The sequence below is a fragment of the Paenibacillus sp. FSL R10-2771 genome, from assembly GCF_038000205.1.
Taxonomy (GTDB): Bacteria; Bacillota; Bacilli; order Paenibacillales; family Paenibacillaceae; genus Paenibacillus_AQ; species Paenibacillus_AQ phytohabitans.
This window is the reverse complement of sequence record NZ_JBBOBM010000001.1, coordinates 1400164-1418911: the sequence shown is the minus strand read 5'-3', so window position 1 is coordinate 1418911 and position 18748 is coordinate 1400164. Positions and strand designations below refer to the sequence as shown.

General features: G+C 52.6%; 17 protein-coding genes and 1 pseudogene. 9 read left to right on the top strand and 9 right to left on the bottom strand.

The features are described from left to right. Positions 1 to 20: 20 nt before the first annotated feature. The 5 genes from NSU14_RS06085 to NSU14_RS06065 all read right to left on the bottom strand — a co-directional run bounded on the left by NSU14_RS06085 (position 21) and on the right by NSU14_RS06065 (position 4034). The gene (locus NSU14_RS06085; protein WP_052422002.1) at positions 21 to 233 is read right to left on the bottom strand and encodes a hypothetical protein; all 213 of its coding nucleotides are present in this window, start codon (positions 231 to 233) and stop codon (positions 21 to 23) included. Beyond that, positions 217 to 621, bottom strand: coding sequence for an SDR family NAD(P)-dependent oxidoreductase (locus tag NSU14_RS06080; protein ID WP_256703860.1), 405 nt, complete (start codon positions 619 to 621; stop codon positions 217 to 219). Before NSU14_RS06080 ends, NSU14_RS06085 begins: the two co-directional genes overlap by 17 nt. Positions 622 to 920: 299 nt before the next feature. Further along, the gene (locus NSU14_RS06075; RefSeq protein WP_081970112.1) at positions 921 to 1301 is read right to left on the bottom strand and encodes a carbohydrate kinase family protein; all 381 of its coding nucleotides are present in this window, start codon (positions 1299 to 1301) and stop codon (positions 921 to 923) included. Positions 1302 to 1589: 288 nt separating this feature from the next. Continuing rightward, positions 1590 to 2951 (bottom strand): LLM class flavin-dependent oxidoreductase, encoded by a 1362-nt coding sequence (locus tag NSU14_RS06070; RefSeq protein WP_256703847.1) that lies wholly within the window; start codon positions 2949 to 2951, stop codon positions 1590 to 1592. A gap of 201 nt (positions 2952 to 3152) precedes the next feature. Further along, positions 3153 to 4034, bottom strand: a complete 882-nt coding sequence (locus tag NSU14_RS06065; protein WP_042139092.1) for a LysR family transcriptional regulator — start codon at positions 4032 to 4034, stop codon at positions 3153 to 3155. A 167-nt stretch (positions 4035 to 4201) separates the two neighbouring features. Here NSU14_RS06065 and NSU14_RS06060 point away from each other — a divergent pair, with 167 nt between their 5' ends. From NSU14_RS06060 to NSU14_RS06025, 8 genes and pseudogenes are all read left to right on the top strand, one after another. Then, positions 4202 to 4888: a carboxymuconolactone decarboxylase family protein gene (locus NSU14_RS06060; protein WP_340943487.1), complete on the top strand. Its 687-nt coding sequence runs from the start codon at positions 4202 to 4204 to the stop codon at positions 4886 to 4888. 36 nt (positions 4889 to 4924) lie between these two features. Continuing rightward, positions 4925 to 6115, top strand: coding sequence for an amidohydrolase (locus NSU14_RS06055; RefSeq protein ID WP_076243826.1), 1191 nt, complete (start codon positions 4925 to 4927; stop codon positions 6113 to 6115). Positions 6116 to 6274: 159 nt separating this feature from the next. Further along, complete coding sequence (locus NSU14_RS06050; protein WP_042139094.1) at positions 6275 to 7879, top strand: ABC transporter substrate-binding protein; 1605 nt, start codon at positions 6275 to 6277, stop codon at positions 7877 to 7879. Between the two features lie 82 nt (positions 7880 to 7961). Continuing rightward, positions 7962 to 8906, top strand: coding sequence for an ABC transporter permease (locus tag NSU14_RS06045; RefSeq protein ID WP_156118690.1), 945 nt, complete (start codon positions 7962 to 7964; stop codon positions 8904 to 8906). Between the two features lie 25 nt (positions 8907 to 8931). Further along, positions 8932 to 9807, top strand: a pseudogene (locus NSU14_RS06040) (ABC transporter permease); the annotation flags it as partial. Positions 9808 to 9849: 42 nt separating this feature from the next. Next, a complete protein-coding gene (locus tag NSU14_RS06035) occupies positions 9850 to 10887 on the top strand; it encodes an ABC transporter ATP-binding protein (protein WP_256703861.1) in 1038 nt (345 codons plus the stop codon). 3 nt (positions 10888 to 10890) lie between these two features. Further along, positions 10891 to 11886: an ABC transporter ATP-binding protein gene (locus tag NSU14_RS06030; protein ID WP_340943480.1), complete on the top strand. Its 996-nt coding sequence runs from the start codon at positions 10891 to 10893 to the stop codon at positions 11884 to 11886. 42 nt (positions 11887 to 11928) lie between these two features. Then, positions 11929 to 13305, top strand: a complete 1377-nt coding sequence (locus NSU14_RS06025; protein ID WP_340943478.1) for an LLM class flavin-dependent oxidoreductase — start codon at positions 11929 to 11931, stop codon at positions 13303 to 13305. A gap of 211 nt (positions 13306 to 13516) precedes the next feature. On the opposite strand, the gene NSU14_RS06020 is transcribed toward NSU14_RS06025, so the two are convergent. Next, positions 13517 to 14125: a TetR/AcrR family transcriptional regulator gene (locus NSU14_RS06020; RefSeq protein ID WP_340943476.1), complete on the bottom strand. Its 609-nt coding sequence runs from the start codon at positions 14123 to 14125 to the stop codon at positions 13517 to 13519. A 141-nt stretch (positions 14126 to 14266) separates the two neighbouring features. Here NSU14_RS06020 and NSU14_RS06015 point away from each other — a divergent pair, with 141 nt between their 5' ends. Then, a complete protein-coding gene (locus NSU14_RS06015) occupies positions 14267 to 15250 on the top strand; it encodes an NADP-dependent oxidoreductase (RefSeq protein WP_340943474.1) in 984 nt (327 codons plus the stop codon). Between the two features lie 126 nt (positions 15251 to 15376). Here the strand turns inward: NSU14_RS06015 and NSU14_RS06010 are convergent, their stop codons facing one another. The 3 genes from NSU14_RS06010 to NSU14_RS06000 form a co-directional block, all read right to left on the bottom strand. Further along, positions 15377 to 16105: an NADPH-dependent F420 reductase gene (locus tag NSU14_RS06010; protein ID WP_340943471.1), complete on the bottom strand. Its 729-nt coding sequence runs from the start codon at positions 16103 to 16105 to the stop codon at positions 15377 to 15379. Between the two features lie 137 nt (positions 16106 to 16242). Then, the gene (nfsA, locus tag NSU14_RS06005; protein ID WP_336101992.1) at positions 16243 to 16983 is read right to left on the bottom strand and encodes an oxygen-insensitive NADPH nitroreductase; all 741 of its coding nucleotides are present in this window, start codon (positions 16981 to 16983) and stop codon (positions 16243 to 16245) included. A gap of 332 nt (positions 16984 to 17315) precedes the next feature. Further along, complete coding sequence (locus NSU14_RS06000) at positions 17316 to 18737, bottom strand: glycoside hydrolase family 32 protein (protein ID WP_340943466.1); 1422 nt, start codon at positions 18735 to 18737, stop codon at positions 17316 to 17318. Positions 18738 to 18748: the final 11 nt, after the last annotated feature.

Genomic DNA, 18748 nt, shown 5'->3' with positions numbered 1-18748 from the left:
ATGGGAACGCTGAGCTTCTCCTAGATCAAATCCTTCATTTTATCAGCAATAAGATCTGACGCTCTTCTAGGACTCAAACGATAGAGTTTATCCATTATTTTGGAATCCTTGCCCGCCAAAACTCGAATCTGGTCATTTTCAATTCCTTTCACAATAATTTTGGCAGCTTCTTTAGGCGTTAACAATCGGGAAAATTGTTCCTTACTTATCTCCTTATTATCTGCAACATCCAATCCGGAATTTATCATAATTGTTTGTGCTTACTCCTCCAGGAAAAACAAGGGTTACTTTCACATTTGTATCTTTAAGTTCAGCCCGAAGACCCTCTGTCAAAAGTTTCACAGCAGCCTTGGATGCGCCATAAATGGTTTGACCGGGGACCGGAAGAAATCCTCCCATACTGGATACATTGGCAATATGCACAACTGGTCTTTTCAACAGATAAGGAAGAAATGATTTTACCATATAAAGTGTCCCATAAAAATTGATATCCATAACTAACTTGATTTTATCGTATTCCAATTCATTGACTTTCAAAAACGGATGAATAATACCTGCATTATTTATGATTCCATCCACTTTTCCATGCTGATCAATCACTTGCTCCGGGAGCGCCCCGATAAACGGAAAAATAGTATATGAATCCTCAAATCATCCGTTTTTTAATCCTCTTTACGAGAACCAAAAACAAAAATTATTTGCGCAATTGAATTTCTATGCGAGTAAGCCATATGAATTTCCATTAATTAAGAAGTCGGCATTCTTGAAAAATTCATCCTTATTAGTATTTTTAACAATCAAACATTTGAAGGTACCTCATTAATCGGCCCCTCTGTTTCCTATCCTATATCAGAGGATAGAGTGAAAGGAATAATCCATGATTCACGCGGATTTTTTTATCGTTATAAAATCCTACAATATTACAAGTCGATCCCTATTGTTCTGCACGAAAAACTGTTAAGCATAACGGGCGTCTCCTTACTCTTCGTGATCACTACCATGCTGGTAGATTCGTCCACCCGCTGGACTCCGCTTGTATTCATTCCTGCACTTTGCAATTCATTTACCAGAAACGTCCCGAGACTGTCTCTCCCCACCGCCGAAGCAACCTGCGACCGGATGCCCAGCTTCTTGACATTAATGGCAATATTGGAAGGCGACCCGCCAAAATATCTGGTATATCCGCCACCTTCTAAAGCCCCGCCGTAATCGTTGGAGATCATATCAACTAGCAGTTCGCCCACCGTTATCAGATCGTTCGCTCTATCTTCCAATGGTATGGCCTGACCGAGATTAAACACCTGTTCTCCCCCTAAAACTCCATTATCCTTTCGTCATAATTCCATTCTATTGTTTCTGCCTAAGCAATACTTCAAAAAAACCGTGCTCTTTTTTCAATTCACAGGCACAACACGGAACGTAACAACACACATCTGGTCACTCTTAAAAAGCCCAAACCTATAAGGTCTGGGCCTGATATTCAAATCAAGTAACATTTATATCTGTATATAGAAATTCACGCAGAGCCGTTTGCCGTATTAAAATAACCGGACGGGCTCTCCATCATGGCTCTTGTTCAATGCTAAGCTCTATTCCTCCAGCCTACGGAAGGCTGCCCCCGGATGTGCACCCGCCAGGCGCGTGGCTCCCTTTCCGAACAGCCGCTCACGGAGCGTCGTTTCCTCATACCGCTCCCGGAATATCCCCCGCTGCTGCAGCACAGGCACAACCTGCTCGACGAAGTCGCGGTGTCCTCCGGGCAGGACGTAACGTTCTAAGTTGAAGCCGTCCACTCCCGTCTCCTCCACCCAATACTGCATTTGGTCCGCGATCTCTTCTGCTGTGCCCGCCACAGTAATTCCCCGGAATTCCTTGGCCGAGAAGTTGTCGATGACGTCCTGCACCGTAGGAATGAAGCCGCTGTGCTTCGTGTATCTTTCCGTATGGGTACGGCCTTGCTCTGTCTGCAAATTGGTGAACGGCGCATCAGGGTCAAGGGCTGTAAGGTCGATGCCCGTCGAGGTCTCATAGGTGAGCAGTGCCGCTTCCTCGCTGGCATAACTCCGGTAGGATTCCAGCTTCCGCTGCGCCTCCTCCTTCGTCCGTCCGACGACGGCGGACAAGCCGGTGAAGATCTTGATCTGCTCCGGGCCTCTCCCATAGGCTGCTGCCCGCCGGCGGATATCCTGCACTTGTGCGCGCAGTGCCTCGGCGGTAGGGGCTTTGAGGAAGACGCCTTCCGCATGTTTGGCTGCGAAATCCCGTCCACGGTCCGAGCTGCCCGCCTGGAAGAGAACCGGTGTCCGCTGAACCGACGGTTCGCTTGAGTGGGCTGCGGTCATCTGGAAGTAACGCCCTTCATGCTTGACGATATGCACCTTGGAAGAATCGGCATAGCGGCGGCTGAGCTTGTCACCGGTAACCGCATCATCTTCCCAGCTGCCCTCCAGCAGCTTGTAGCTGACTTCCATGAATTCCTCCGCCTGCTCATAGCGCTCGTCGTGCGGCAGAATACCGCTTCGGCCGAAGGCCTCCGCCCCGCTGATCCCTCCCGTGGCAACCACGTTCCAGCCGATCCGGCCATTGGTGAGATGATCCAGTGTCGAGAACCGGCGGGCATTCGGGAAAGGCAGCTCATACACGGGAGATGCCGTAGTCACGAAGGCCAGATGTTTAGTCGCCGCAGCCAGCGCGGGGATCAGGAGCATCGGGTCGTTGGCTGGCGCATACACCGCCTCCCGGTAGGTGAGCTCCCTCTTATGATTGGGATAGCCGTATGAATCGGCAAAGAACATGAAGTCGAACAACCCCCGCTCCAGAAGCTGGGCCAGCTCAATCCAGAAATTCAGCTCCTTATACCGGTAGGACTGATTATCCGGATGTGCCCACAAGCCCTGAGTCATCTGATTCAGCGTGTTGATGTCGAAGATGCCTAGATGGATTTTTTTCACCTGAGAACTCATTCCTTCCTGCTCTATGATCCGTTTGTTAATAGAATATGAATATCTATAAGTACAGAGGATATCCGATGCCAAGGCGAATGTACAATAGAAAGAAGTGAATCCGGCAATTAGAAATAGTAAAGTCCGCCCCTTTTCGCAGAAAAGCCCCGGGCGAATGCAAGGATTGCACCCGCCCGGGGCAAAGCTGTTTCAGGCATACATCCGTTTGATCTCCTCTACCAGCCCTTGGCTGATCCGGCTCATGGAAGCCTGATTACGGCGGGTCAGAATTCCAAGGGAAGGCCCCTCCATCAGATCGGCTACATCCTTCACCACTGTACCCGGGATCGGCGGCATTACCGCCACTTCCGGCGCAAGCGCAATGCCCAGCTTCGATTGGACGAAGTATTTGATCACGGTAATGCCCGCTACTTCTATACTGCTCTGGCGCAGCTTGCCTATATGCTTGGTAATCATCTCTTCAATCCGGATGCGGAAGGCGCAGGAGCCGGGGGTGAACAGGAATTTCTCATCCTTCAGGTCTTTAAGATGAAGGTCCTCCCGCCCGGCCAGCGGATGATCATCCGGCACGATCAGCTTGAAGGTCTCCTTGAGCAGCGGGTAGAACTCCAGCTCCAGGTTCGGCTCTGGCTGGTTGCACAAGACCAGGTCAAGCCTGTCCTCCAGCAGCATGCCGGCTAGCTCCCTCGTTGTACCGATCGTCACCTTGGTCTGCACCTTCGTCTTCTGCCGGGTGAAGGATGCCAGGATGTCCGGCAGGCGTTTGCTGGCCGACGGCTCAGAAGCGCCGACACGGATAAGGCCGGTCTCCCCCTGAATGAAATCAGCCAGCGCTACGTTCAGATCATCGTATTCCTGCAGCAGCGACCCTGCTCTCTCATGGAACAGGCGGCCCGCCGTTGTCAGTGTAATGGTCTTGCCCCGCTCAAACAGCTTGACACCAAGCTCTTCCTCCAGTTTTTTGATCTGAATCGTAATGGTGGGCTGTGAGTACTGCAGCGCCTCCGCCGCCCGTTGAAAATTGCCAAGCTTCACGATGGTTTGAAAGGTTTTGATAAGTCGAATTTCCAAGCGCGTCACACCTCCCAATCACAACGATTTACTATTTATAAACCGAAGCTTTATATATTTCAATTATACAACTCGTTTCTTTTCCCCTATTATAGCAGACAAGCCGTTAAATAATCCAAGCGGATTACAATGAATTAAAAAATATCATAAAAAGTGAGGCCTCTATTATGAATAACCCAAGCAGCTCAGTTCCGGAAAGCAACAACAGCCTGTACACCCGCCACACCCCGAGTTTCTCCGCCAAGCTGTTCGCATACTCTCCCGAAGGCTTCAAGGCATTCGGTGAATTCAACAAGCAGGCTCTTGCAGCCGGAGTGCTGAGTGTGAAGACTAAGGAGCTGATTGCAGTTGCCGTATCGCATGTCACCGGATGCCCTTACTGCATCGAAGCCCATATCGGCAAGTCCAAATCCGAGCAAACCACTTTCGAAGAAATCTTCGAATCGGTGACTGTCGCCGCTGCCGTCAAAGCCCACTCCGCCTTCTTCAACGCTTCGAACGCGCTGAAGGCGTTCCAGGGCAGCACGGACGCCGATCTCTTCCCGCTCTCCAATATTGAACTGGCTGACAAGCTTGAGGACGTGAACGGGGACCTTTACAACGGGTTCCACGAATTCCTGCAGATTTCACTGCGCGGCGGAAGTATCCCGGAGAAAGAGAAGCTGCTGATTGCGGTCGGAGCCGCGCTCGTCGAAGGCAGCGCGTATTCCATCGAAATCTTCACCCGCCTCGCCAAGGAGGCAGGCATTACCATAGAAGAGCTGGCCGAGACAACCCTTGTGGCCACCGTGCTCAAAGCCGGCTCCGCAATGGCCCACCGCGTAAACGCCCTGCAGGCCTATGAGAGAGAATAAGCAGTGTCCGTACCCGGACAGAGAGGGGTCGTTCCTATGACAGAGCAAACGAATAACCGCGAAGAATGGCCGGAGGGTCTGGCGGAGCAGCTCGTTGCCTGGCGGCGGCATCTCCACCGCCATCCCGAGCTCTCCTTTCAGGAGGAGAACACCGCCCGCTTCGTTACTGACACTCTCGCAAGCTTCGGCGGCCTTGAGCTCAGCCACCCGACGCCGACCAGCGTCGTCGCACGGCTGACCGGCGCCAAGCCGGGCAAGATTCTTGCTCTGCGTGCAGATATGGACGCCCTGCCGATTCTGGAGGAGAATGAGTTCGAGTTCGCTTCGGGCAAACCGGGCGTCATGCACGCGTGTGGCCATGATGGCCATACAGCCATGCTGCTGGCTGCGGCCCGGCTGCTTACAGAGCGGCGGGACAAGCTGCACGGCGAGATCCGCTTCATCTTCCAGCATGCCGAGGAGCTGCCGCCGGGCGGTGCCATTGAGCTGGTTGAGGCGGGGGTGATGGACGGTGTAGATTGGGTATTTGGCGAACACCTGGCCTCCCAGCTGCCGGTCGGGCAGATTGGCATAGCCTACGGCGATATGGCCGCTTCACCAGACAATTTCACCATATTCATCAAAGGCTACGGCGGCCATGCCGGCTTCCCGCACCGGGCTGTCGACACCATCGCGGTCGGCGCCCAGATCGTGGCGAACGTACAGCATATTGTCTCCCGCTACACGAATCCCCTGGACCGGTTAGTTGTCTCTGTAACTCAGTTCACTGCCGGAGCATCTCACAATGTTATACCGGACACGGCCATTCTCAAAGGCACTGTCCGCAGCTTCGGAGAGCAGGTCCGCCGGGAGGCGCATGAACAATTACTGCGCATTGTGCAGGGCATTACGGCGGCGCATGGTGCTGAGTTTGAATTCGATTACGTCCTCGGCTATGAGCCGGTCGTTAACGATGAAGCGCTCACCCGGATCCTTGAAGAAGCTGCGGGTGAGCTGGTCGGGCAGAATGCCGTCATCCATACACCTCCAGGCATGAGCGGTGAGGATTTCTCCGCCTATCAGCAGAAGGTACCCGGCACGTTCGTCAACATCGGCGCCGGCAATCCGGATAAAGGCATTGTATACCCCCATCACCATCCGAAATTCACTTTCGATGAATCCGCACTGGAAACCGGTGTCCGGTTGTTCGTACGGGCGGCGGACAAGCTGCTGGACTGGGATTCCTAGCCGTAATCCCCTCAGACTTTAGTTTTATTGATCGCATCCATTAAAAGGATTCAATATACATCTTTAATAAAATCATATATATTTAATTTTAATATATTAAATCCGATTATACTAATTGGATTAATAAAGTTTAGACACCAGACTAAGGGGAGAAACCAGATGAATAAGCTATACCGCCATTCCATTCTAGTACTGCTGCTTGTCTCGCTGCTCGCCGTATACGGCTGCTCTTCGGGCAACGGCAATAACAATGCAGCCTCAGGCGCGGATGCCAGCGCTCCCGGAACGGCTGAGCCGGCCCCGGAGAACCTGGCTTCAGAGCTGCGCTTCCCGCTCGCCCAGCAGGTGCCGACGCTGGATCCGCACTTGTCGCTTAATACCAATGTTTATGTAACGCTGAATATTTTTGAAGGGCTGTTTGCCTTCGATGCCAACTTCAACCCGGTTCCGATGCTGGCCGAATCCTACGATCTGAGCGAGGACGGCAAGACGTATACCTTCCATCTGCGTCAGGGTGTCAAGTTCCACAACGGCAAAGAGCTGAAGGCGGAGGATGTCACCGCTTCCCTCAACCGCTGGAAGTCACTGACCGGCCGTGCGCAAGCCTCGCTGGGAGAATCAGAGTTTACGATAAAAGATGATTACACCGTCGAGCTTGCGCTGAGCGAGCCCCGCAACGACATTATCTCTCAATTAAGCCATGTGCTTAACAATGCCGCGATCTTGCCTAAGGAAATCGTAGAGGCAGCCGGACCGGACGGCGTGAAGGAATACATCGGTACCGGCCCGTTCAAGCTCGTTGAATGGAAGCAGGACCAGTACGTACATGTTGCGAAGTTCGATGACTATCAATCCATCGACACCCCCGCTTCCGGTCTCTCCGGCAAGAAAGAAGCCTATCTCCAGGATATCTATTTCGATATCGTCACAGACAGCGCGACACGCTTCTCTTCGTTCCTCGCGGGCACTTACGATTACGTTGATGTTACTCTAGACAATCTGCCGCAGGTTGAAGGCCTTGCAGGTGTGACGGTGAACAAGAACCTCGGATCGGATATCAACCTGGTGTTCAATAAGAAGTCTCCGCTGTTCTCGAACATCAAATACCGCGAAGCGGTAGCCGCCGTGCTGGACGCCGATGAGATTCTGCTTGGAACAGTGAATTCTCCGGACTTGTACCGCCTTAACCCGAGCTACATGTATCCGGAGAATACGACCTGGTACAGCGAAGCCGGCAAGGAGAACTATAATCAGAAGAATCCGGATAAGGCGAAGCAGCTGCTTCAAGAAGCCGGCTACAGCGGCCAGGAAGTAACCCTGCTTACGACCAAAGAGCTCGGCGGCTCCTTCTATAACGCAACAATCGTCCTCCAGAAGGAACTGGAAGCCATCGGTGTGAAGACCAAGCTGGATATCAACGACTTCGCAACCCTGCTGAAAAAACGCGCTGACCCGAACGCCTGGGACATCTATGTTGGACTGTTCACCATGCCGTCCACCCCTTCCCAGCTGCTCTACCTGAATCCGACCTACGGCTTCGCTGAAGATGCTAAGCTCGCTGAGCTGACCAAGCAGCTGACCGCAGCCTCCACACCGGAGGAGATCAAGACAGCCAACGATGCGCTGCAGCAGTACGAGTGGGAATATCTCGCCGCCGTCAAGATCGGTGACACCTACTCCCAGAGCGCAACACGTGACAAGCTGACAGGATTGACCACGCTGGCAGGTTATCCAAACCTGGCCAATACGAAATTGTCCAAATAAAGCAAACAGGAGCCGCATGAATCCCCCAGGGATTGCATGCGGCCCTTGTCCTTCATTACCCGCCTGGAAGGAGGCGCCATTCTTGGCATTTTACATCACAAGACGGCTGCTGGCCATGATTCCTGTTCTCTTCGTCCTGTCCGTGATCGTCTTCCTCATCATCTATCTGATTCCCGGTGATCCGGCTGCCGTCATGCTTGGCGATGGCGCCAGTCCGGAAACGATTGAGGCGCTGCGGGAGCAAATGGGTCTGAACCTGCCTCTTCTCCCGCAATATCTGCGGTGGATCGGACATACGCTGCAAGGCGAGCTTGGCGACTCCTTCTTCATGAGGCAGCCGGTCCGCACAGCGCTTGCCGAGCATCTGGGCCCGACCTTCTCGCTTGCCGTGCTGGCAGAGCTTATCGCCATTGTCATCGCGGTTCCCTTCGGTGTTCGTGCAGCCTCCAGAAGAGGCGAGCTTGCGGACAAGGCGTTGACAGGATTTTCGCTGTTTGGCATCACGGTTCCCGGGTTCGTACTCAGCATGTTCACGGTGCTGCTTTTTTCCGTACAACTTAAGTGGCTTCCCGTGTCCGGTTACAAGCCGCTCTCTGACGGCCTGATTACACACCTGAAGTATCTGATCCTCCCGGCCCTCTCGCTCGGCATTGTCCAGGCCGCCTTGCTGGCAAGAGTTACCCGCTCCTCGATGCTTGAAGTGCTGAACGAAGGCTTCGTCAAAACGGCGCTTGCCAAAGGCGTCAGCGAGCAGGGCATCGTATACCGTCACGTCCTGCGCAACGCGCTGCTGCCGATATTGACGGTGATTGGCGGATCATTTGGTGCTCTGCTTGCCGGAGCAGCCGTCATTGAATCCATTTTTAATATCCCCGGTATGGGACAATTGCTTGTCAACTCGGTACAGCGAAGGGATTACGCGGTTATCCAAGGGGTTATCCTGTTCGTCGCCTTCGCTTATGTAATGGTCAATCTCGTCGTGGATCTGCTCTGCACGATCGTCGATCCGAGGGTCAGACTCAAATAACGGAGGGAAAGGAGAACTATTGCTAATGCCCCTATTGGACATAAAGGCGGATGAATTGGCTGCCCGCAGGCTCCGCCTGAAGCGGGAGAACCGCAAACTATTCGTGCGGAGATTCTTGGTCAACAAGGCCGCTGTTACCGGCAGTGTGCTCATTGCACTGGTCGCTGCCGTTTCGCTGTTCGCGCCCTGGATCGCAAGCCGCGATCCCTACGCCATCGACGTCGTCAACCGTCTTAAGGCTCCAAGCGCCGTATATCCGTTCGGTACGGACAACTTTGGCCGCGACCTGCTGACGCGTGTCGTATACGGAACGCGGATGTCGGCCGAAGTCGGCTTCGCGGTCGCGCTTGGTTCGTCGGCAATCGGTCTCGTCATTGGCCTGTACGCCGGCTATTTCAAATGGCTGGATCAGATTCTGATGCGCGTGATGGATGGTCTATTCGCTTTTCCGGCCGTGCTGCTGGCGATAGCAATGATGGCCGCGCTAGGGCCGAGCGTCGGCAATCTGATCCTCTGCCTGATCATCGTCTTCGTCCCTTCCATTGCCCGGATCGTCCGTTCCTCGGTGCTGACTGCCAAGGAGACGACCTATATTGAAGCCATGCATACCTTGGGCGCGTCACACAACCGGATTATCTGGAAGCATATTCTGCCCGGCACCCTGTCCACGCTTATTGTTCAAGGCTCCTTCATCTTTGCCGAGGCAATTATCGTGGAGGCGGCGCTCAGCTTCCTTGGTGCAGGCATTCCCGCTCCTACGCCAAGTCTCGGGAACCTGCTGTCGGACGGCAAGCTGTATATTTACAACTCGTCATGGATGACCCTCTTTCCCGGCCTTGCGCTTGTCCTCGTCGTGCTCGCGATGAACCTGTTTGGCGACGGCCTCCGGGATCTGCTCGATCCCCATGCCCGCCGTTCGTTGACCAAACGCTTGGTCCAACCGCTGAAACAGCGTCCCGTTCCGTTTCAAGCGGGTTCCGCTGCGGCGGATGAGCCGCTTCTGCAGATTAGGGAGCTTAAGACTCAGCTCCATACGGAACGCGGCCGGGTACCCGCAGTGGACGGGGTATCGTTCGAGGTGGGCAAAGGAGAGGTCGTAGGAATCGTTGGGGAATCCGGGTGCGGCAAAAGCGCCACTGCCCAGTCCGTACTGCGGCTATTCGACGAGAAAAGGCTCGCAGAATACGAAGGGGAGATTCGCTACAACGGCATTGATCTGCTTAAGCTCACCCCTAAACAGATGCGCAGTGTCCGCGGCAATGAAATTTCTATGATCTTTCAGGACCCGCTCAGCTCTCTGAATCCGGTTCACACCATTGGAGAGCAGATCGTCGAGACGCTGCGGCTGCACCGGCCCATTGGCAAAAAAGAAGCCTGGACGAAGGCCATCGGGCTGCTGCGGCTAACCGGTATTCCTGCTCCCGAACGGAGAGCACGCGAATATCCCCATCAACTCTCCGGCGGCATGCGCCAACGCGTTATGATTGCCATCGCTCTTGCCTGCGAGCCGCAGCTGCTCATTGCCGATGAGCCGACGACTGCACTGGACGTAACCATTCAAGCGCAGATTCTGGAGCTGATCTTAGACCTTAACCGCAGGATGGGCATGAGCGTCATGCTCATCACACATGACCTAGGCGTCGTGGCCGAAGCATGCAGCCGGGTCGTCGTCATGTACCTTGGCCAGGTGGTCGAGAGCGGCGACGTCCGTACCCTGTTCGAGAAGCCTCTTCATCCTTACACGATCGGGCTGATGCAATCGGTTCCCCGTCTGGACGGAGACCGCTCACAAGAGCTGGCTGCCGTTCCGGGAAGTGTCCCCTCCCTTGATCAGATTCCGCAAGGCTGCCGGTTCGCGCCGCGCTGCTCCTATGCGGACGACAAGTGCCGGACCGTTATGCCTGAGCTTGCCGCGCTGCCGGGCGGCGATACCCTGGTCAGATGCTGGCATGCCGGTAAGCTGAGTGGAATGGAGGTCTGACAGATGATAACGACAACGATAAAACACAGGGAAATAGCGGTCGAGCCTCTTATGCGGGTCAACGGCCTGAAGAAATATTATTCCGCCGCCAATCAGGCAGGCTTCCGCCAGTCCGTCGTCAAGGCTGTCGACGGTGTCTCCTTTGACCTCCGGGAAGGAGAGACGTACGGACTGGTCGGGGAATCCGGCTGCGGCAAGAGCACGCTGGGCAAGTCGCTGCTCCGATTGACAGAGCCTACAGACGGAGAAGCGTTCTATCAAGGGGTCGATCTGTTCAAGCAGCCGCGCAAAGCGTTTCAGAACTACCGCCGTGAGCTGCAGATGGTGTTCCAGGACCCCTTCTCCTCTCTGAATCCCCGGCAGATGATCGGCCAGGCACTGGAGGAGGCACTGGCCATTCACCGCATCGGTACGCCAAAAGAGCGGACCCTGCATGCGATGGAGATGCTCCACACCGTTGGCTTGCAGATGGAGCACTATTACCGGCTGCCCCACGAGCTGTCCGGCGGACAGCGGCAGCGGATTGGACTTGCCCGCGCGCTCATCCTTAATCCGCGGATCGTCATCTGTGACGAGCCCGTATCCGCACTCGATGTCATTATCCAATCGCAGATCATTAACCTGATGCGCCGGCTGCAGGCCGAGCTGAAGCTCACTTATCTGTTCATCGCCCATGACATTGCTGTCGTCCGGCACATCTCCGACCGCATCGGAATTATGTACCTTGGCAAGCTGGTTGAAGAGGCGGATACGGACAGCCTGTTCGCGAACCCGCTTCATCCATACACACAAGTCCTGCTCTCGGCTGTTCCCGTACCGGACCCGGCAGCACGGCGCCAGCGCATCATTCTGGAGGGCGACCTTCCTTCACCGCTGGACCCGCCCTCCGGATGCGCCTTCCATACCCGCTGTCCGTACGCCATGGACCGGTGCCGCACCGAGACACCGGTCCAGAGGGAAGCATCCGAGGGACATTTTGCCGCATGCCATTTGATTTAGAGCCATCCTCCAACCCAATCATCCGGAAAGGCAGGAATTAACATGAAAAAGATCCATCTCGGCGTATTCGAGGTCAACAGTGTCAACCATCTTACCCAGGGAATCTGGGCACATCCTGACCAGCAGCGCGTCCATTACAGCAAGATCGAGTACTGGAAGAACATCGCCCAGCTGCTCGAGAGAGGAAAGTTCGACTTCATGTTCTTCGCCGATACGTACGGCTACCCGAAGCAGCGGACGGAGATGGCCTTCCGGGAGGCAACCGGCTTGCCCGGAAATGACCCGATGATGCTTATTCCCGCACTCGCCATGGTTACCAAGAATCTGGCATTCACGATGACGACCTCGACCAGCTACGAAGCCCCCTACTCGAATGCGCGGCGCTTCTCCTCGCTTGACCATGTTACAAACGGCCGGATTGGCTGGAATGTCGTGACCACCAGCAACAAGTCTGCTGCTGACCTGTTCGGGCGCGAGGAGCTGTTCCTGCCCCATGACGAGCGTTATGATATGGCGGATGAATATATGAGCCTCAGCTACAAGCTGTTCGAGGGCAGCTGGGAGGATGATGCCGTGCTGATCGACCGCGAAAACCGTGTATTCACTGATCCGGCCAAAGTGCACAAAATCGTTCATGAAGGCAAATACTTCAAGCTTACCGGCTATCACGGGACCGAGCCTTCCCCGCAGCGGACACCGGTTATCTTTCAGGCGGGCAGCTCGAACCGGGGCCGCGCCTTCGCTGCCAAGCATGCCGAGGGTATCTTCCTGAAAGCGCCGAACATTGAAGTGCTGCGGGATCAGATCAGCGACATCCGCCGCAGAGCTGCCGAATATGGCCGCGACCCTTCGGCCGTTAAAGTATTCACGGGCCTGTCGGTCGTCGTCGGGCGGACCAGGGAGGAAGCCGAGCGCAAGCATGCGGAGTACCTCTCCTATCAGAGTGCAGAAGCGACGCTGTCCAGCTATGCCAATGTCACAGGTATCGACCTGACCCGGCTCGATCCCGATTCCTATTTCGAGAATATCCACACCGAGATGGGTCAGACCCATACCGACCGGTTCACCAAGCACAGTAAGTCGAAAAAGACGGTCCGTGAGGTAGCGGAGGACTTCCTGCAGAAAGGCTTCCGCGGCTTGACGGTGATTGGCACGCCCGAAGAAGTAGCCGACAAAATGCAATACTGGATCGAAGAGACAGACCTCGACGGCTTCAATCTGGAGCCTTACATTCTGCCTGCTTCCTATGAGGACTTCATCGAGCTGGTAGTCCCGGTATTGCAGCGCCGGGGTATTTTTAAAGAGGAATATGAGGAAGGTACCTTCAGGGAGCGTCTATTCGGAAAAGGTGCCTCCCGCCTGCCCGATCACCATCCGGGTGCTGAGTTCCGTGATCCGTCGCGGCTAACGCAGGAATAAGCTATAAGATTATTGAGGTAGAAGATGACCCGGATCTGTAAGTGCTGAGGCGATTATGCCCTGCTTCCCGGTGTTGGAGCGAGCTTACACATGCATAAATCGAGCCGGAGAGGCCTATGCCCCTCCGGCTCGATTATTCTATCCCTATGAACAGAGACCTTGTTCCCTCTGATTGTCTTACACGGAAGACCTGAGTTCTGACCGTTCATGATCAAACTGTTGGCTGTGGCTGCGGCACCATCTGATTGCGTTCCATCAGCGCCCACACTTGTTCTGCCAGCTCTGCTGCGGAATACGGGGTAGCCCGGGTAACCAGCTGTTCAATCATACCGGTCATCGCCACCGCCAGAAATTGCACCAGTATTCCCTTATTCATCTTCCGGTTAATCCCGCTCATATCCATCTGTTTGTCGAACCCCCGCAGCAGTACGGCCTGCAGACGGTTTCTGAATGCAGGAACCCCTTTGTTGGCCAGTGCCGCGGCATAGAAGGAAGCATGCTGATCCAGGTACTGGAACGTGTAGAGCAGAGCTGCCTCTGTAGGAAAAAGCGCCTGCTCGCCGCATGGCAGGCAGCTGTCAATCAACTGGACAAAATGGGTTCTGATGCACTGATCCAGCAGATCGTATTTGTCGGTATAATGCAAATAAACGGTGCCCCGGCTTACATCGGCCCGCTCAGCAATTTCGTTTATCGTGATTTGTTCAAAGTTCTTCTCTGCAATCAGCAGGATAAAGGCCTCGATAATAGCTTCCCGCGATTTACGTATCCGTCTGTCCATAAGCAGCTCCTTCTTGGCCCCGTTCTCTTGATTGAACATTTCTCCCGATTCTGTACAGTACTGAACGGATTCAGGAATTTCAGCAATTGATGCAGCCACACAGCATTGGTACGATCATTATATTGAACGTCTATTCGTAAATCAACAGATGTTCAAACATAGAGATCGGAGGCTTCTGTCATGAATGCTATTGTTATCCAAAATTACGGAAATCCCGGAGTGTTCACCCAAATGGCTCTCACTTCCCCCGCCATTACCGATACCCAGGTGCTTATCGAGGTGTATGCCACAACTGCAAGCTCCGCAGACCAGCTGGTCCGCTCAGGCGCATTCAAGCAGGTGATGCAGGTCCCGTTCCCGCATGTGCTGGGCGTTGAAGTAGCCGGAATAGTGAGGAAAATAGGAAGGAATGTGTCACAGCTTAAAGTTGGTGACCGCGTCATGGGACTCTCCAGATTGGGCGGCGGTTACGCAGACCTCGTAGCTCTGGAAGAGAACTCAGCCGTTGTCCTTCCGCCCGGGCTTCCCTTCCAGGAAGCTGCCGCCCTGCCGGCCTCTGCTCTGTCGGCCTGGCAATCCTTATTCCAGTATGGCAAGCTGGAATCCGGCCAGCGGATTCTGATTCATGCAGGCGCAGGCGGCGTGGGACATCTGGCCGTTCAAATGGCCAAACAACACGGCGCCTACGTCATTGCCACAGCCCGAGCGTATAATCACGAATTCGTGCTGAACCTTGGGGCAGACGAAGTCATTGACTACACGACGGCTGATTTTGCAGAAGCAGCCGGTACAGTAGATGTCGTGCTGGATATGGTGAGAGACGCAGCTATAGATTCAGATACAGGAATAGGAGCAACCGAACAGAAGAACATCCGGATTCTGCGGGACAACGGCAGGCTAATTTCTCTCGTAGACCCGTCGATCGCTGCTCACCCTAAGACTCGCGGCATCGAAGCCAAGTTTGCCTATATCGAGCCTAGCCGAAGTGATCTGGCCTCCATTATCCGGCAGGTCCGCGAGAATAAGCTTAAAGTCCATGTGGATGAAATTTTCCCGTTTACTGTACAAGGAATATCCGAAGCACATGATCATTATGAAACCGGGAAGTTCCGGGGGAAGTTAGTGATTGTCAACAACGAATCTTTACAAAAAGATACGCCATAAACAAAACAACATGTTAGCCAAAGCACTTAAAAACAAACAAGGGTCCCAGCTCAAAATGAGCTGACACCCTTGTTATACTAATGCCGGGGACGGAGGGCAAACGGAGCTGCTATTGGAATACTTAATTCAACTATATATTTCTCTGTTTAAATTAACAATATCTTCATGTGAATATCTTCCTGCAGCTGTTGACAGGTTCTCAATCACTTTGTCCCTTAGGAATGGAGCTTTTTGTTTATTTGCTTTTTTTAATGCAGAGGATAATTCCTCTTTGGTTAGTTCTGTGCAGTATGCCGGAGTTCCTGGCTGCTGTCTCCATGATTCATTTATAGAACCACTATCTACCGGATCAAAGCCAAGTTCATTTACTATACTCATAACTTTTTGCTTTTGCTGCAGATCATTACCGGCAACCGCTGTAGCAATACGTCCACTACTGCCCTCTGGAGTTCCGCCATGTTCTAAAGTATAGGCTAATAAATTGTTGAAGGCTTTAATAATGGGTCTGCCTAATTGATTTGAAACCCAGACACTTTCAACCATCCCGATCTCAATTTCTTCAATTATACCGCTTATTTGCGGATAATAATTTGAAGTGTCAACCACAACAACTCCCTCTCCAGCTTTATCTACAACTTTACGAATGCCAGGCAGTGCGTGGAAAGGGATCGATATGATTAGAACATCAATATTTGTAATTACCTCTTCGACACTCACCGATGTTCCTGTAAGTTTTTTACCTTCCAAATGTTCAAGCCCGCGAGCATCTGCAATCTTCACATCATGCCCATTCTCAACTAATTTCCTAGAGATGTTTGACCCGATTGGCCCTGCACCTATAATTCCAAACTTCATTTTGATTCCTCCCAAGTATTCGTTCATGATTCTATTTAGCCTGCTAAGTAAATTCGCGAGTAGAACTTACAAGAAGCTCCTCTCCATCTGCTTAAAAAGCTATCTTAAAAGCAGGCGCCACATCACTTGATGGCCTTTTACTTATTGGCATATCCTTGCTTATTTAAGTATTCCAGCATATCAGGCAGAATACTTCTTTGGAGATGATCCTGGATGTGCTCACTCCATCCTTTTACTTTTTTCACGGTAAACGGAGCTTTAACAGGACGGCCTTCATAATATTTCAACATGGTTTCATCGTAAACTGCTAATTGCTCTCTATCGGGTGGCTGATACTGGTTTTCAAATAAAACCATGGATTGAGGCAAACGAGGCTTCAGTGCAGGCTTATCTCCAGCCGGGACACCGATACATAGTCCCACCAATGGAATCACATACTTAGGTAGGTTCAATAGTTCCGTTAACTCTTTGATATTAGCTTTAACCCCGCCTATAAATACGCCGCCAAGTCCCATGGATTCTGCTGCGGTTAAGGCATTTTGCGCCATCAGCCCGGCGTCCAGTGAACCGATCAGAAGAAATTCAGTATACTCAATATCAACATCCGGGGCAATTTGATGATTCCGGTTGAAGTCAGAGCAGAAAATCCAAAACTCAGCCGCTTCTTCAATATAAGGCTGATTGACACAGAGCTGCATCACCTTTTTACGCAGATCCGGATCGGTGATTCTAATGATGGAAACAGCCTGCAGAAGGCTGAAAGATGAAGTCTGATTCGCCGCCTTAAAGATTGCATCCCGTTGTTCATCTGTCAGGGGTTGACGGGTATAAGAACGAACGGAGGTATGATTGTGTAGCAGTTCAAGCGTAGTATTCATTTAATTGGTCTCCTTTAGGGATTATGTTACAATAATCATTAGCTTGCTAATTATATAACAATGCTTATAGTTGGTTATCAGCCTTGAAACCATCATAAGCTCAAGTGATCCATTTGCAAAGAAGGCAATATAAATGAACCTAGTACATCTATTTGTACCTTTAGAGTAGGAGCGATATCATGAGGGTATGCAATGAAGGATAAAAGCTGCCCTTCTGTCTCATAGTCGAACGCAAGCGCCGGCTCCACATTCTTAACTAAGGGGTAAAGGGCGCCAGGGCGCCCTATGTAACCAAATAGACTTTGTATAATATTTTCTTATTCCGAAAGCTCTTAGAGAGTTTCTATCTTGACCTTTTTAAACTCTGCTGTACCCTGGCTAACGAATACGGCAAGCTTTCCTTGCTGAATGTCGTACATTCTGGCACTCATCGCCACGTCCCCGCCGACATAAATTTCGCAAATCGTGCCGTCTATAAACACCTTCAGCTCATATTCCTGTTCCGGCAGCAGCTTCAGCGGACGTTCCAGCTCCACATCATAAGGGAAGGTTTTACCTCCCTCTTCAGATTGCATAATTGGCCCACGGAAGGTAATTCGGCTGCGCTGGGGCTCCAGCGTGATATAGTAGGCAAAATCAAGACTTTCTCCGGCCCGAAGCATGAACCCCAGCCCCTGGGTCGCCCCCGAGAAACGAACGGCTGTAGAAATCTTGCACTGATCGGGCAACTCCTCCTGTGTGATACAACCTGCAAAAGCATAAGGAGATTCACAGAGCAGCACATCGTCCGTGATCGACCAGTCTCCGGCGACTCCATGGAAGTCCACAGGCACCTGCTTGGCAAAAGCAGAATCAACGCTTTCGGGGACGTTCACGCCCAGCGTTCCGTCTTGGCGTTGTATAATCTCATGAACAATCATATTGCCGCCCCAATCCCAGGTGTCATAGTCTTTGCCTGTAGCTTTGGGCGGGTTCCAGCCGAACAGATCGTCATCCTTCGTCGGATTCCAGCCGAACAGATAACGTTTCTGCCCATCGGATACCGACTTGGCGGCATAATAGGCCCGTCCATCAAAGGCTTCTTCCTGCGGAGTAATCCACGGTCCGTTCAAGGAACGGCTCATCCGGTAAAAGGTGCCGAAACGCCCTGTATAGGAAGAATAGATCAGGTACCACCAGTCTCCCATCCGGAACAAGTCCGGGCACTCATGTGCGCCTACATGCAGGTTCGGTGCATACAGCGGCTCCCGGTACTCCCAATGCTTGAGATCCTTGGACGACAGCAGACCGGTGCAGCCTTTCCGGCTCGTCGGTCCCTTCGCCAGGGCAGCGATCAGCATCCAGTATTGGCCTTCTTCTTCATTCCAGAATACAAAGGGATCACGCCAGTCCGCCAGCTCATAAATTTCGCCGTCCGGACCAAAAGTATCTTCGGGAATCGGCTCCCATGTTTTCATATCCTTGCTGATCGCATGGCAGGCGAACTGCTTCCCTTCTGGAAAGATACAGTAAAACATATGATAGACATCATCCACTTTGAGAATATGGCCGGTCCCGCCTTCAATTTTGCAAGCTCCATCTTCCCTATAGTTCACGAAATCTTTCGTGCCAAGCAAATGCCAGCCATGATCGAGACCTTCCCGGTAGTTGTCTCTCCACCCGTGCAGATAAAATAGCTTAAACTCTCCGTCTTCATAATAAGGGATGACATCCCCTACCCAAGCGTTGTCCGGACGATAAAAAAATTCTTTCATTAATAATTCCT

Coding starts and splice junctions, on each gene's coding strand:
- nfsA (WP_336101992.1), bottom strand. CDS start 16,983: ATGAATACTACGCTTGAACTGCTACACAATCATACCTCCGTTCGTTCT.
- NSU14_RS06030 (WP_340943480.1), top strand. CDS start 10,891: ATGATAACGACAACGATAAAACACAGGGAAATAGCGGTCGAGCCTCTT.
- NSU14_RS06015 (WP_340943474.1), top strand. CDS start 14,267: ATGAATGCTATTGTTATCCAAAATTACGGAAATCCCGGAGTGTTCACC.
- NSU14_RS06025 (WP_340943478.1), top strand. CDS start 11,929: ATGAAAAAGATCCATCTCGGCGTATTCGAGGTCAACAGTGTCAACCAT.
- NSU14_RS06020 (WP_340943476.1), bottom strand. CDS start 14,125: ATGTTCAATCAAGAGAACGGGGCCAAGAAGGAGCTGCTTATGGACAGA.
- NSU14_RS06010 (WP_340943471.1), bottom strand. CDS start 16,105: ATGAAGTTTGGAATTATAGGTGCAGGGCCAATCGGGTCAAACATCTCT.
- NSU14_RS06060 (WP_340943487.1), top strand. CDS start 4,202: ATGAATAACCCAAGCAGCTCAGTTCCGGAAAGCAACAACAGCCTGTAC.
- NSU14_RS06055 (WP_076243826.1), top strand. CDS start 4,925: ATGACAGAGCAAACGAATAACCGCGAAGAATGGCCGGAGGGTCTGGCG.
- NSU14_RS06000 (WP_340943466.1), bottom strand. CDS start 18,737: ATGAAAGAATTTTTTTATCGTCCGGACAACGCTTGGGTAGGGGATGTC.
- NSU14_RS06050 (WP_042139094.1), top strand. CDS start 6,275: ATGAATAAGCTATACCGCCATTCCATTCTAGTACTGCTGCTTGTCTCG.